This window comes from [Pseudomonas] carboxydohydrogena (assembly GCF_029030725.1).
Taxonomy (GTDB): domain Bacteria; phylum Pseudomonadota; class Alphaproteobacteria; order Rhizobiales; family Xanthobacteraceae; genus Afipia; species Afipia carboxydohydrogena.
On sequence record NZ_CP113162.1, the window covers coordinates 1,808,435 to 1,820,874 of the forward strand.

The following is a 12,440-nucleotide window of genomic DNA, read 5'->3' on the forward strand; positions in this document are numbered from 1 at the left end:
TCCACCCTTTATCGCGAACGCCGTCCGCCGCCCTGCCCGCCCTTTTGTTCCCGTTTACGCGGCGCAAGATCCTGCGTCGGCGTGTTGTCGTTGGTGCCGATCGCCACCTTCGAGCCGTCCGAGAGGTTGGCGAAGCCGGTCGTGACCACCTTGTCGGCCGGCGTCAGGCCGCTGGCGATGACGGCCGTGGTTTCGTCCTGCTGGGTCACGGTGACAGCCTTGGCGGTGACGATGTTGTTCTCACCGATCACATAGCTGAACGTGCCCGACGGTCCGCGCTGCACGGCCGCTGTCGGCACCGTCAGCGCCTTCGGCAGGACCTCGACCTTGAGGCGGACGTTGACGAACTGTCCCGGCCAGAGCTGGTGGTTCGGGTTCGGGAATTCGGCCTTCACTTTCACCGTGCCGGTGGCCGGATCGACCTGATTGTCGATGGTGCGCATCGTGCCGGTATCGGCGACGGTGCGCCCGTCATTGCCGAACACATCGACGGCGAGCGTGCCCTTCGCGGACGCCGCGTTGACGCGGTTGATCTCCTGCTGCGGCAGGCTGAACTGCACCGCGATCGGCTGCAACTGCGTCAGCACCACGACGCCCGTGGTGTCGGAGGCATGGACGATGTTGCCCGGATCGACCTGACGCAGACCTGTGCGGCCCGACAGCGGCGCGACGATCTTGGTATAGCCAAGCGTCGCCTGCGCGTTGTCGATGGCGGCCTGATCGGAGCGCACCACCGCCTCGAGTTGGGCGACCGTCGCCTTTTGCGTATCGGCCTGCTGCGCGGAACCGGCCTTTGAAGCAGCGAGTTGCTCGTAACGCTTCAAATCGATCCGCGCATTGGCAAGCTGCGCTTCGTCCTGCGCCTTTTTGGCGACGGCCTGATCGTATTGCGCCTGATAGATCACGGGATCGATCTCGGCGAGCACGTCGCCCGCCTTGACGTCCTGACCTTCGACGAAATTCACCTTCAGCAGCTTGCCGTCCACCTGTGCGCGTACCGTCACGGTGTTGAGCGCCCGCACCTGGCCGACGCCATCGAGATAGACCGGCACGTCCTCGACCTTCGGTGTCGCGGCCAACACCGGCACGGCCATATCCGGCCGCGTGCGCGCTACATTGCTTCCGCTGAAAAAATACGACCAGGCGAGCCAGCCGAGTCCGGCCACGATCACGAGGCCGATGAACAGCGATACCGTGCGCCGCCGTGCACCGGCGGCGATCCGCGCCACGCCTTCGCCCACCTTGCCGTCCTCGCCTGGCTTAAAGAGCATGCGCGGGCTCCATTGTGCTCAACACTGTCTTTGGCTCCCATCCGCCCCCGAGGGCTGAAAACAGGCTGACATAGGCTTGCAGCCACGCCAGTTGCGCCTGCTGCAAGGTGTCCTCCGCGGTGAACAGAGTCTGCTGCGTGTTTAACACGGTGACGATATCGGCGGTGCCCGCCTGCAATTGTTTTTCCGACAGTTCAAACGCCCGCCGGGACGATTTTACGACGATACGCTGTAGCCGCAGGCGGTTAGCGGTCTGCTTGATGGCGTCGAGCGCGGTGTCGACATCGGAGAACGCCGAGATCACCGTCTTGCGATAGGTCTGCAACAACTCGTCCTGCTGTGCCTTGGTCAGATCGAAATTGGCCTGGATGCGGCCCGCATCGAAGATCGGCTGCGTCAGGCCCGCCGCAAGACTGAAGAAGGCCGATTGCGGCATGAACAGGGCCGAGAGCGCGGAGCTTTGGTAGCCGCCCTGCCCGGTCAACTGGATGCTCGGAAAGAACTGCGCCCGCGCGCTGCCGACATTGGCGGTCGCGGAGGCAAGCTGCGCTTCCTGACGGCGGATGTCGGGGCGCTGGGTGAGAAGTTCCGATGGTAATCCGGGCGTGACGCGCGGCGCCGAAATGCGGGCGAGCGAGCCGCCACTGATGTGAACACGTTCGGGCGGCCGCGCCACCAGCGTCGCCAGAATGTTGATGTTCTGCGTCAGCGTCTGGCGCAGCGGCGGCACGGACGCTCGCTGGTTGGCGAGCAGGCTTTCCTGCTGCGCAAGATCGAGGTCGGAACCCGTGCCCGCATCGACACGGGCCTTGATCGCATCGTAGATGCGCTGGGCGCTGGCGATATTGCGCTGCGCGGTGGCGATCCGGCCCTGCGCGGCGAGCACCTGGAAATAGGCGTTGGCCACGCTCACCATCGATGTGAGCGCCACGGTGTCGCGATCGAAACGGTTGGCGTCGGCTGTTTTTTCGGCTGCGAGCAGCGCGTCGCGGTTCTTGGCCCACAAATCGACTTCGTAGCTCGCGCTGAGCGAGGTCGAATAGGTGTTGATCGTGCCGCGCGAGGCGGCGGTGCCGTTGTTGAGAAAGCCTGACGAAGATTTGGAGCGCGTGGCGGATGCGTTGGCGTCGAGCGTCGGCAGCAACGCAGCACCCGCTGTCCGTGCCAGTGCGTCGGCCTGAAGGATGCGCGCGGTCGCGGCCGCGATGTCGAGGTTGACCCGCTGGGTCTCCTCCATCAGCGCGGTCAGTTCCGGTGAGCGGAAGCCGCGCCACCAGTCGAGCGCTGGCGGCGCATCCTGTTTCCGGGGCGTCGTGTCCTTCTGATACGCGGCGGGAATATCGAACGCGGGGTCCGGCAGGTCCTGCTTCAGGATGCAGCCGGGCAGAAGCAGCGCCGCCGTGAAAATCGCGCAGGCCCGCAGCGCGTGCGCCGACAGCGCATCGCCCCAACCCAGAACTCTGAAACCCGGCGCCAGTTGTCGCATCCTCTGCCATGGCCATCGTGGCCGAACCGATGCCAAATCCAGATTGTGGGACGGCCATTGGTTCGATTCACGTTATGCCCGGAAACGGCGTGGAGGTCTCTTACAGGGACCCTGGAATTTGTAGATTCTCGCAAGATTTCATTGGATTGTGACTGATAGCCCACGCGATTCAGCCCTTTGTGCCGCCGAAGATTACAGGCCGGAAATCTTGCCTCTGTTCATCCTCGTGAACGGCCCGCAAAACGCAGGGCTGCAACTACGCTCCTACCGCCGAGGTCCGCCCGAATCGCCGGGAGCCTCTTGCGTCCGCCGCCCAAAGGAGCGAGGCTGATTTCGCGATGAATTGATCGCCGGGATCGTCTGCGTGTTCAGATGCTTCGCTCCTGACCGCAGTGGTTCCCGCCACGACATCCATGTTTCGAGATGGAGGACGCGGGATAAAATGAACCATGCAGTGTCTGAACCGACGGCTCTCACACCCGCCAATATCGACACGCTTCTTCAAGGCATCCCCCGCATGGCACGCCTCGCGCTCGGCTTCGCAGCCCGGCTCAGACGTGGCTCCCTCGACATCACCCTGCCCGACGGACGTATTTTGCGCTGCGGCGGAATCGAGGACGGTCCGTCGGCCGCCATGACGATCAACGACTACAGGTTCGGCTGGCGCTTCCTGCGCGCCGGAGACATCGGCATCGCCGAAAGCTATTTACGGCGGGAATGGGACACGCCGAACCTGACGCAGTTTCTCTACGTGTTCTGCGTCAACCACGATCTGAGCGGCGCGATGTTATCCGACCGCCCCGTGACCCGCTTCCTCCAGCACGTCCGCCACTGGCTCAACCGCAACACAAGGCGGCAGGCGAAGCGCAACATCTTCGCTCACTACGATATCGGCAATGAGTTCTATTCGGCATGGCTCGATCCGACCATGACCTACTCGTCCGCGCTGTTCGAGCCGGACACAAGGGACCTCACCGCCGCGCAGCAGAACAAATACCGGCGGTTGGCCGAAGCTATCGACCTGCAACCCGGCCACGAGTTGCTTGAAATCGGCTGCGGCTGGGGCGGTTTCGCCGAATATGCCGCCGCGCATTGCGGTGCGAAAGTCGTCGGCCTGACGATCAGTGCCGAACAGCGCGATTTCGCCCGGGCGCGGATCGCCAGAGCCGGACTTGGCGATAGAGTGGATATCCGTTTTCAGGATTACCGCGACGAGCGCGGATCGTACGACCGTATCGTCTCGATCGAAATGATCGAGGCGGTCGGCGAGCAGTTCTGGCCGCAGTATTTCTCGCAATTGCGCGACCGGCTGAAGCCGGGTGGCCTGATCGGCATTCAGGCGATCACGATACAGGACCAGTTCTTCCAGACTTACCGTACAGAGGTCGATTTCATCCAGCGATACGTGTTTCCGGGCGGCATGCTGCCCTCGCCCGGCGTTCTGAAACGGTTCGGCGAGAAGTTCGGGGTACCCGTGATCCGCGAGCGGATTTTTGGCGAGGACTATGCCCGGACGCTTGCGACCTGGCGCGACAATTTTCGCGCCGCGTGGCCGAAGCTGATTCCGCTCGGTTTCGACGAGCGATTCCGGCGGCTGTGGGAATATTATCTCGCCTACTGCGAGGCTGGCTTTCTGTCGGGCAACATCGACGTGCGGCAGGTTGTCCTTGCGAAGGAGTAGCGGCAAACATTAACCGCGCAACGCAGCCTGTCCATCCGCAGGCTTGTCGAGCCGCATGGCGGCGACTAGGTTGACCGCATCCTCATTCCTCCCGTTGCGGTCCCATGCAAATTCGTCAAGACGTTATCGAGGCCATCGGCAACACGCCGCTCATCAAGCTCAAGCACGCCTCGGAAGAGACCGGGTGCAACATTCTCGGCAAGGCCGAATTCATGAATCCCGGCCAGTCGGTCAAGGATCGCGCGGCGCTTTTCATTATCCGGGACGCCATCGCGCGCGGCACGCTGAAGCCCGGCGGCGTGATCGTCGAAGGCACCGCGGGCAACACCGGCATCGGAATAGCACTCGTCGCCAACGCGCTCGGCTTTCGCACCATCATCGTGATCCCCGAGACGCAGAGTCAGGAAAAGAAGGACATGCTGCGGCTGTGCGGCGCACAGCTCGTCGAGGTGCCGGCCGCGCCCTATTCCAATCCGAACAATTACGTCCGCCTGTCCGGCCGCCTTGCCGAGCAGGTCGCGAAGTCCGAGCCGAACGGCGCTGTGTGGGCCAACCAGTTCGACAATGTCGCCAACCGGCAGGCGCACATCGACACCACCGCTCCGGAAATCTGGGAACAGACGGGCGGCAAGGTCGATGGCTTCGTCTGCTCTGTCGGCAGCGGCGGCACGCTCGCGGGCGTTGGCATCGGGCTGAAGGCGAAGAATTCAAAGATACAGATCGGTATCGCCGATCCGATGGGCGCGTCGCTCTACAGCTATTACACCACGGGCGTGCTCAAGGCCGAAGGCTCCTCGATCACCGAGGGCATCGGACAAAGCCGCATCACCGCGAACCTCGAAGGTGCGCCGGTCGATCGTGCCTATCAGATCCCCGACGAGGAAGCCGTGCCGGTCGTGTTCGATCTGCTGGAGCATGAGGGTCTGTGCCTTGGCGGATCTTCAGGCATCAACGTCGCCGGCGCGATCCGCATGGCGAAGGAAATGGGGCCGGGCCACACGATCGTGACGGTGCTGTGCGACTACGGCACGCGCTATCAGTCCAAGCTGTTCAATCCGGACTTCATGCGCGCGAAGCATCTGCCGGTGCCGGAATGGCTGGAGCGCAAAACCAGCATTAGCGTCCCCTACGAGAAGGTTTAAGCTCCTTCCGCGCGACGATTTTCGCAAGGCGCGGTTAGAATAGGATGGCCGGCACAAGTCCGGCCATCCGTTTGCGGCTTCCGGCACGCTCGCCCGCCCGGGCAGCACGCACCGATCGCAGCAACGCTCAGAACTTGTAAGTCACGCCCGTGCCGACGATCCACGGATTGATCTTCACCTTTCCGGTGATGGCGCCATTGTTGAAGCTCACGTTCGGCTGCATATCGACGTATTTGAGATCGAGATTGAGACCCCAGTGGCGGTCGATCATGTAGTCGAAGCCGACATTGCCGACCACGCCGACTGAATTGCTGATGTGGCCGGTCACGAGTGCCGGTTGCTTCAGGCTTTGATCGAGGAACCAGGTATAGTTCACGCCGACGCCGATATACGGCTTGAACGCGCCGAAATCGGTGAAGTGATATTGCAACGTCGCGACTGGCGGCAGCAGAAGCGTGTGCATCAGCTTGCCGAGAGGCTCGATGGTTCCGGTGCCGGTCACCGAATGGGGCGAGAAGGCCGCCACAACTTCAAGGGCGATGTTCTTGGTAAAGAAGTAAGTGACGTCAAGCTCGGGCATGACCGACTTGCTGACGTCGACCGATGCCCCCGCGATACCCAGGTTCGCGGAAGCATCCGGCACCACGGTAATCGCACGCACACGAATCATCCAGGGATTCTGCTCGTAGATCTCGACAGGAGGCTTCGCCTTGTACGCCAGATCTGCGGCGGCGGCGGGGCTGGCCGAACCTCCGAAAGCCGACAGCAGACACGCAATTCCTGCCCCGAAATAAATTCTCTTTATATCAATCTCCATTGGACCACAGTTCGCTTCCTCGCGGCCGGGATCACATTCGATCCGGCCTGTTCTTGTTTTGGGGAAACGAAAGCAAGGGCCGTGCCGGTTTTGGCGCTCACGCGGGAAATGAGGTTTTTCGGGAGGTTTTCAGGGCATCCGGACAGACGAAGAAACATATATCGTCTTCACACCGGCAATCCGGTGACGCCGCAGCAAAGCTACTTGCCAGTCCGAGCGCGATATCACGCGTTACGACATGAACGAGACACGGAGCGCGAATCGCTTGCGCTTTGCAGGTGAAAGCGAGGTTTGCAGTTCAGCGCAGTATCTGGCTGAGAAACAGCCGGGTTCGCTCGTGCTTCGGGTGGCCGAAGAATTCGTCAGGCGTGTTGACCTCGATCACCTGCCCCGCATCCATGAACGCCACGCGGTTGGCGACCTCGCGCGCGAAACCCATTTCGTGCGTCACCACGATCATGGTCATGCCGTCATTGGCGAGATCCATGATGGTGTCGAGCACCTCCTTGACCATCTCGGGATCGAGCGCCGATGTCGGCTCGTCGAACAGCATCACCTTCGGGTTCATGGTCAGCGCGCGCGCGATCGCGACGCGCTGCTGCTGGCCGCCTGAAATCTGGCCGGGATATTTATTGGCCTGCTCGGGTATCCGCACACGTTCGAGATATTTCATCGCCGCTGCTTCGGCGTCCTTCTTCGGCATGCTGCGCACCCAGATCGGCGCCAGCGTGCAGTTCTCAAGAACCGTCAGATGCGGAAACAGGTTGAAGCTCTGGAACACCATGCCGATCTCGCGGCGCACGTCATCGACACGCTTGAGATTGGGGCCGAGTTCGATGCCATCAACGATGATCCTGCCTTCCTGAAACTCCTCCAGCGCATTGATGCAGCGGATCAGCGTCGATTTGCCGGAGCCGGATGGACCGCAGATTACGATCCGCTCCTTGCGCGCCACGGCAAGGTCGATGTCGCGCAGCACGTGAAAATCGCCGAACCACTTGTTCAGACCCTCGATGCGGATGATGGGATCGGCAACCATGCAATTGTCCATATCAGGTCTGGCGGTGCGCATTGAGACGCCGCTCGACAAACAGCGAATAGCGCGACATCGCAAAACAGCCCACCCAGTAAATAATGCCGGTGAAGGCAAATCCGGTGAACAGCGTCGTCGGCGTCGCCCATGTCGGGTCTGCGAAGGCGGCGCGCAACTGGCCGAGCAGATCGAACAGCGCGACGATCAGCACCAGCGTGGTGTCCTTGAACAGGGCGATGAAACTGTTGACCAGAGCCGGGATCACATGGCGCAACGCCTGCGGCAGCACGATCAGGCCCGTGGTCTTCCAGTACGACAGGCCGAGTGCATTGGCCGCCTCGCGCTGGCCGCGCGGGATCGCGAGCAGTCCGCCACGGATCACTTCGGCATTGTAGGCGCCCGCGAACAGCGCGATACCGACCAGTACGCGCACCAGTGCGTCGATGGTGAAGTCGCCCGGCAGGAACAGCGGCAGCATGTAGGTCGCGAAGAACAGCACCGTGATCAGCGGCACGCCGCGCCAGAACTCGATGAATGCCACAGAGAAAATACGCAGCAGCGGAATGCGCGAGGTGCGGCCCAGCGCGAGTGCGATTCCGACCGGCATCGAGGCGACGATTCCGGTGATCGACACCACAAGCGTCACCAGCAAGCCGCCCCATTGCCGCGTATCGACAGCCGGCAAGCCGCCCCGGTCGAGATGCAACGTCTCGATCACGAGAGCGATTCCGGCGAATGTCAGCGCGCTCGACAACCCGGCGCGGCGTCCGTTCCGCCACCCGCCCCACAATGCGATGACGGCGGCCGTCACCACGGTCGTCGTCAGACTGAAGTCGAGCCAGAACCGTGTCAGCGAAGGCTTCCATGCCGCGCCGAACAGTTCGGCCAGCCAGTAGAAAGCGAAGCCATTGAGGCCGCCGCCGCGCAGCAGGAAGAATGCGAGGAAGGGAAAGGCGATGAAGAACAGCGCGGCATTGAGTATCTTGCCGTGAATTTTCGGCACCAGCAGCGGCGCCAGCAGAAGTGCCGCGAGTCCGAATGTCAAATTGGCGCGCCAGCGCTGATCCTCGGGATAGAAGCCGTAGATCAATTGCGTGAACTTCGCCTGGATGAACGGCCAGCACGCGCCGACCGGATGACCTGTTTTGTCCGCAAGACACGCGGTACGGTCTGCTCCCGTCCATACCGCATCAACGAGCAGGAAACGGATCGTCGGCTCAAGGATGAGCCACGCGAGCGCCATGCTTGCAAACGTCAGCGCGATGTTGAGTGGCGAATTGAACAGCCGCGTGCGCAGGAGACCGATAAATCCCGTGGTGACGACCGGCGCCTTGCGTGCCGGTGCCAGCGTCTTGCGGACGAAGGTGGCTTCGCTCCCGTTCATGCTGGTTGGCCCCTCGCGATGCGCCAGCCGTAAAGATTCATGAGGGCGCTCGTGACCAGCGAGATCGCGAGATAGACAGCCATCGTCATCGCGATGATCTCGACCGCCTGCCCGGTCTGGCTCAGGGTCGTTCCGGCGAACACCGAGAACAGGTCGGGATAGCCGATCGCGACCGCGAGCGAGGAATTCTTGGTCAGGTTGAGATACTGGTTTGTCAGCGGCGGCAGGATCAGCCGCATCGCCTGCGGGATGATGACGAGCCGCAGGATCGCGGGCCGCGACAGGCCGAGCGACGCACCCGCCTCCATCTGCCCTTTCGGCACGGCGAGCAATCCGCCGCGCACGATCTCGGCGATGAAGGCCGCGGTGTAGGTCGAGAGCGCGATCGTCAGCGCGACGAATTCGGGCGTCACCCGCGTGCCGCCCGCGAAATTGAATCCGCGCAGCACCGGCAGATCGAACGACGCCGGAGCGCCGAACAGGATGAGGCTGAGGAGCGGCAGGCCAGCCAGCAGCGCCAGCGCGAACGGCCACACCCGCAACCGCTCGCCGTACCTGTAAAGCCGCCGGCGCGCATACGCTGTCATCACAAGCGAGGCCGCAATCGCCGCGAGGAAGGCGACGACGAATACGCCGGCGCCCTGTTGCGGCACCACATGCGGCACGACGAATCCGCGATTGTTGAGGAATGCGAGGCCGAATACCGACAAGCTCTGGCGCGGGTTCGGCAGAGTCGCCAGCACCGCGAGGTACCAGAACAGCAACTGGAACAAGAGCGGCAGGTTGCGGATGATCTCGACATAACCGCCGGACAACCGCGCCAGCAGCCAGTTCGGCGACAATCGCCCCAATGCCACGGCGAAGCCGATTATCGTGGCGAACACGATGCCGAGGATAGACACGAGCAGCGTATTCAAAAGGCCGACTTCAAACACACGCAGATAGGTGTCGGCTTCCGAATAGCGGATCAGCGCCTGGTTGACGCTGAATCCCGCCGTCCCCGACAGAAAGCCGAAGCCGGATGCGATGTGCTGTGCCCGCAGGTTGTCCTGCGCGTTGGTGACGATGTCGAATGCAAGCCACGCGAGCAAACCCGCGAATGCCAGTTGCCCCGCGATGCCCTTCCAGCCCGTGCCGCCCGACAACGCGCGCCACAGGCGCGTCAGAGGGCGAAACGGAGGCCGGCGCGGCGCGGTTGCCATCGTTATACCCGCGATCAGCGGATCGGCGGCGCGTACTGGATGCCGCCCTGGTTCCAGAGCTTGTTGAGGCCGCGCGAAATACGCAGCTTGGAGCCTGCGCCGACATTGCGGTCGAACGATTCACCGTAATTGCCGACCGCCTTCACGATCCGCACCACCCAGTCTTTGGTCAGGCCAAGCTGTTCGCCGAGATTGCCGTCCGTGCCGAGCAGACGCGCGATCTCGGGCTTGTTCGACTTGAGCATTTCGCCGACGTTCTTCTGCGTGACGTTCAGCTCCTCGGCGTTGATCATCGCAAACAGTGTCCACTTCACAATGTCGAACCACTGGTCGTCGCCGTGGCGAACCACCGGGCCGAGCGGTTCCTTGGAAATGATCTCGGGCAGCACCACATGATCGTCCGGCACCGTGAGCTTCAGGCGTTCGGCATAAAGCTGCGACACGTCTGACGTGAACACGTCGCAGCGGCCGGATTCGTAGGCCTTGATGGTTTCATCCGCCGTCGCAAACGCGACCACCTCATACTTCATGTTGTTGGCGCGGAAATAATCGGCGAGGTTCTGCTCGTTGGTAGTGCCGGTCTGCACGCACACGGACGCGCCGTTCAGTTCCAGCGCCGAATTCACCTTCAACGCCTTGCGAACGAGGAAGCCCTGCCCGTCGTAATACATCACGGCCGTGAAATTCAGGCCGAGCGAGGTGTCGCGCGACAGGCTCCATGTGGTGTTGCGCGACAGCACGTCGATCTCGCTGGATTGCAGCGCGGTGAAGCGGTCCTTCGCGGAGAGCGGCACGAACTTCACCTTGAGCGGATCGTTCAATGTGACGGCGGCCAGCGCGCGGCAGAAATCGACATCGAGGCCGCTCCATTTGCCGGTGTCGTCCGGCGCGGAAAATCCGGGCAACCCCTGGCTTACGCCACAGCTCAGGACCCCTCGTTCCTGAACGGCCTTGAGCGTCGCCTGCGCGTTCGCCGGCGCAAGGCTTCCGAGGAACACCGAGGTCATCACGATACCGAGCCATCCGTATTTCATGAAAGGGCCTCTTTGACTGTGAACGCGCCCGTCCCTGATACACGTCTCCGCGCGGCTGGCCAATATCCGGCCCCTGAAGCGGATCGGCGGCAGCCGTTCCCCGATCTCCCGGATAGCGCTATTCCAGCGCACGCGGCAGGGGTTGACGTTTAGGGCCGCTGCCGCCTTATTGCATGCGATGAAAGCACCATCCGGCCCCAAAACTCCATCAGCTCCGTCATCCCGTCACGGCATCGCCACCACCCTCGTCACGGCGGGGCGCGACACCGAGGCGCAGCGCGGGTTCATCAATCCGCCCGTGGTGCGAGGCTCGACGGTGCTGTATCCGAGCGCCGGGGATTTGCATGCCCATCGCGGCGAATTCCAGTACGGCCGTCACGGCACCCCGACCACCAAGGCATTGCAGCAGGCATTGATGGCGCTCGAAGGCGACAATTGCGCCGGAGTCGGCCTCGCGCCGTCCGGCGTCGCCGCGATCACCACCGCCCTGCTCGCGGTTCTCAAATCCGGCGATCACGTGCTGGTGACAGACAATGCCTACCGCCCAACGCGCGGCTTCTGCGACGGGATGCTCGCGCGTTATGGCGTCGAGACGACCTATTTCGATCCGATGATCGGCGGCGGCATCGCCAGCCTCTTTAAGCCGAACACGCGCGCCGTGCTGGTCGAGGCTCCCGGTTCGCAATCCTTCGAGATGAGCGACATTCCCGCGATCGCCGCTGTCGCCCACGACAAGGGCGCGCTGGTGATCGACGACAACACCTGGGCGACGCCGCTCTATCATCGTTCGCTCGATCAGGGCGTCGACATCAGCATTCAGGCCGCGACCAAATATATCGGCGGCCATTCCGACATCATGTTCGGCACCATCGCGGCCAATGCCAGGGCATGGCCCATGGTGAAGGAAGCGATCCGCCTGCTCGGCGTCTGCTGCGGTCCGGACGATGTGTTTCTCGCCTTGCGCGGGTTGCGCACGCTGAAGGTGCGGCTCGCGCATCATCAGGCGTCGGCACTGGAGATGGCGCATTGGTTCCAGGCACGTCCGGAAGTCGCGCGCGTGCTCTATCCGGCTCTGGAGAGCGATCCGGGCCACGCGATCTGGAAGCGGGATTTCACCGGCGCGAGCGGGCTATTCGGCATCGTGCTCAAGCCCGCGCCGCAAAAGGCGGTCGATGCGCTGCTCGACACGCTGACGCTGTTCGGCATGGGCTATTCATGGGGCGGCTTCGAGAGCCTCGTGATCCCGTTCGATTGCAGCGACTACCGCACCGCGACGGCATGGGCGCCCGGCGGCCCCACGCTGCGACTGCATATCGGATTGGAAAGTCTCGACGACCTCAAGGCGGATTTCGAAAACGGGTTCGCCGCGTTCAATGCGGCGAAGTGACAT

Annotated in this window: 10 protein-coding genes; 3 read left to right on the forward strand and 7 right to left on the reverse strand. The window is 62.7% G+C overall.

Going from position 1 to position 12,440, the window contains the following annotated elements; all coding sequences use genetic code 11:
* Positions 1 to 8: 8 nt before the first annotated feature.
* Both AFIC_RS08860 and AFIC_RS08865 read right to left on the reverse strand, forming a co-directional pair.
* Positions 9 to 1,271 (reverse strand): efflux RND transporter periplasmic adaptor subunit, encoded by a 1,263-nt coding sequence (locus AFIC_RS08860; protein WP_275245884.1) that lies wholly within the window; start codon positions 1,269 to 1,271, stop codon positions 9 to 11.
* Positions 1,261 to 2,757: an efflux transporter outer membrane subunit gene (locus tag AFIC_RS08865; protein WP_275245885.1), complete on the reverse strand. Its 1,497-nt coding sequence runs from the start codon at positions 2,755 to 2,757 to the stop codon at positions 1,261 to 1,263. The genes AFIC_RS08860 and AFIC_RS08865 overlap by 11 nt, the downstream gene beginning before the upstream one ends.
* Before the next feature lie 454 nt (positions 2,758 to 3,211).
* On the opposite strand from AFIC_RS08865, the gene AFIC_RS08870 reads away from it, so the two are divergent.
* Together AFIC_RS08870 and AFIC_RS08875 are read left to right on the forward strand one after the other, a co-directional pair.
* Positions 3,212 to 4,438, forward strand: a complete 1,227-nt coding sequence (locus tag AFIC_RS08870) for an SAM-dependent methyltransferase (RefSeq protein WP_275245886.1) — start codon at positions 3,212 to 3,214, stop codon at positions 4,436 to 4,438.
* Between the two features lie 104 nt (positions 4,439 to 4,542).
* Positions 4,543 to 5,580 (forward strand): cysteine synthase A, encoded by a 1,038-nt coding sequence (locus AFIC_RS08875; RefSeq protein ID WP_275245887.1) that lies wholly within the window; start codon positions 4,543 to 4,545, stop codon positions 5,578 to 5,580.
* A gap of 127 nt (positions 5,581 to 5,707) precedes the next feature.
* On the opposite strand, the gene AFIC_RS08880 is transcribed toward AFIC_RS08875, so the two are convergent.
* The 5 genes from AFIC_RS08880 to AFIC_RS08900 all read right to left on the reverse strand — a co-directional run bounded on the left by AFIC_RS08880 (position 5,708) and on the right by AFIC_RS08900 (position 11,050).
* On the reverse strand, positions 5,708 to 6,250 hold the full coding sequence (locus tag AFIC_RS08880; protein ID WP_275245888.1) for an OmpW/AlkL family protein: 543 nt from the start codon (positions 6,248 to 6,250) through the stop codon (positions 5,708 to 5,710).
* Positions 6,251 to 6,695: 445 nt separating this feature from the next.
* Positions 6,696 to 7,436 (reverse strand): amino acid ABC transporter ATP-binding protein, encoded by a 741-nt coding sequence (locus tag AFIC_RS08885; protein ID WP_275245889.1) that lies wholly within the window; start codon positions 7,434 to 7,436, stop codon positions 6,696 to 6,698.
* 13 nt (positions 7,437 to 7,449) lie between these two features.
* Positions 7,450 to 8,814 carry an amino acid ABC transporter permease gene (locus tag AFIC_RS08890; protein WP_275245890.1) on the reverse strand — a complete coding sequence of 455 codons (1,365 nt, stop codon included), beginning with the start codon at positions 8,812 to 8,814 and terminating at the stop codon, positions 7,450 to 7,452.
* The gene (locus AFIC_RS08895) at positions 8,811 to 10,016 is read right to left on the reverse strand and encodes an amino acid ABC transporter permease (RefSeq protein ID WP_275245891.1); all 1,206 of its coding nucleotides are present in this window, start codon (positions 10,014 to 10,016) and stop codon (positions 8,811 to 8,813) included. Before AFIC_RS08895 ends, AFIC_RS08890 begins: the two co-directional genes overlap by 4 nt.
* Before the next feature lie 14 nt (positions 10,017 to 10,030).
* Positions 10,031 to 11,050, reverse strand: coding sequence for an amino acid ABC transporter substrate-binding protein (locus tag AFIC_RS08900; RefSeq protein WP_420833317.1), 1,020 nt, complete (start codon positions 11,048 to 11,050; stop codon positions 10,031 to 10,033).
* Positions 11,051 to 11,228: 178 nt separating this feature from the next.
* Here AFIC_RS08900 and metC point away from each other — a divergent pair, with 178 nt between their 5' ends.
* Complete coding sequence (gene metC, locus AFIC_RS08905) at positions 11,229 to 12,437, forward strand: cystathionine beta-lyase (RefSeq protein ID WP_275245892.1); 1,209 nt, start codon at positions 11,229 to 11,231, stop codon at positions 12,435 to 12,437.
* Positions 12,438 to 12,440: the final 3 nt, after the last annotated feature.

Coding starts and splice junctions, on each gene's coding strand:
- AFIC_RS08860 (WP_275245884.1), bottom strand. CDS start 1,271: ATGCTCTTTAAGCCAGGCGAGGACGGCAAGGTGGGCGAAGGCGTGGCG.
- AFIC_RS08865 (WP_275245885.1), bottom strand. CDS start 2,757: ATGCGACAACTGGCGCCGGGTTTCAGAGTTCTGGGTTGGGGCGATGCG.
- AFIC_RS08875 (WP_275245887.1), top strand. CDS start 4,543: ATGCAAATTCGTCAAGACGTTATCGAGGCCATCGGCAACACGCCGCTC.
- AFIC_RS08880 (WP_275245888.1), bottom strand. CDS start 6,250: ATGATTCGTGTGCGTGCGATTACCGTGGTGCCGGATGCTTCCGCGAAC.
- AFIC_RS08885 (WP_275245889.1), bottom strand. CDS start 7,436: ATGGTTGCCGATCCCATCATCCGCATCGAGGGTCTGAACAAGTGGTTC.
- AFIC_RS08890 (WP_275245890.1), bottom strand. CDS start 8,814: ATGAACGGGAGCGAAGCCACCTTCGTCCGCAAGACGCTGGCACCGGCA.
- AFIC_RS08895 (WP_275245891.1), bottom strand. CDS start 10,016: ATGGCAACCGCGCCGCGCCGGCCTCCGTTTCGCCCTCTGACGCGCCTG.
- AFIC_RS08900 (WP_420833317.1), bottom strand. CDS start 11,050: ATGAAATACGGATGGCTCGGTATCGTGATGACCTCGGTGTTCCTCGGA.
- metC (WP_275245892.1), top strand. CDS start 11,229: ATGAAAGCACCATCCGGCCCCAAAACTCCATCAGCTCCGTCATCCCGT.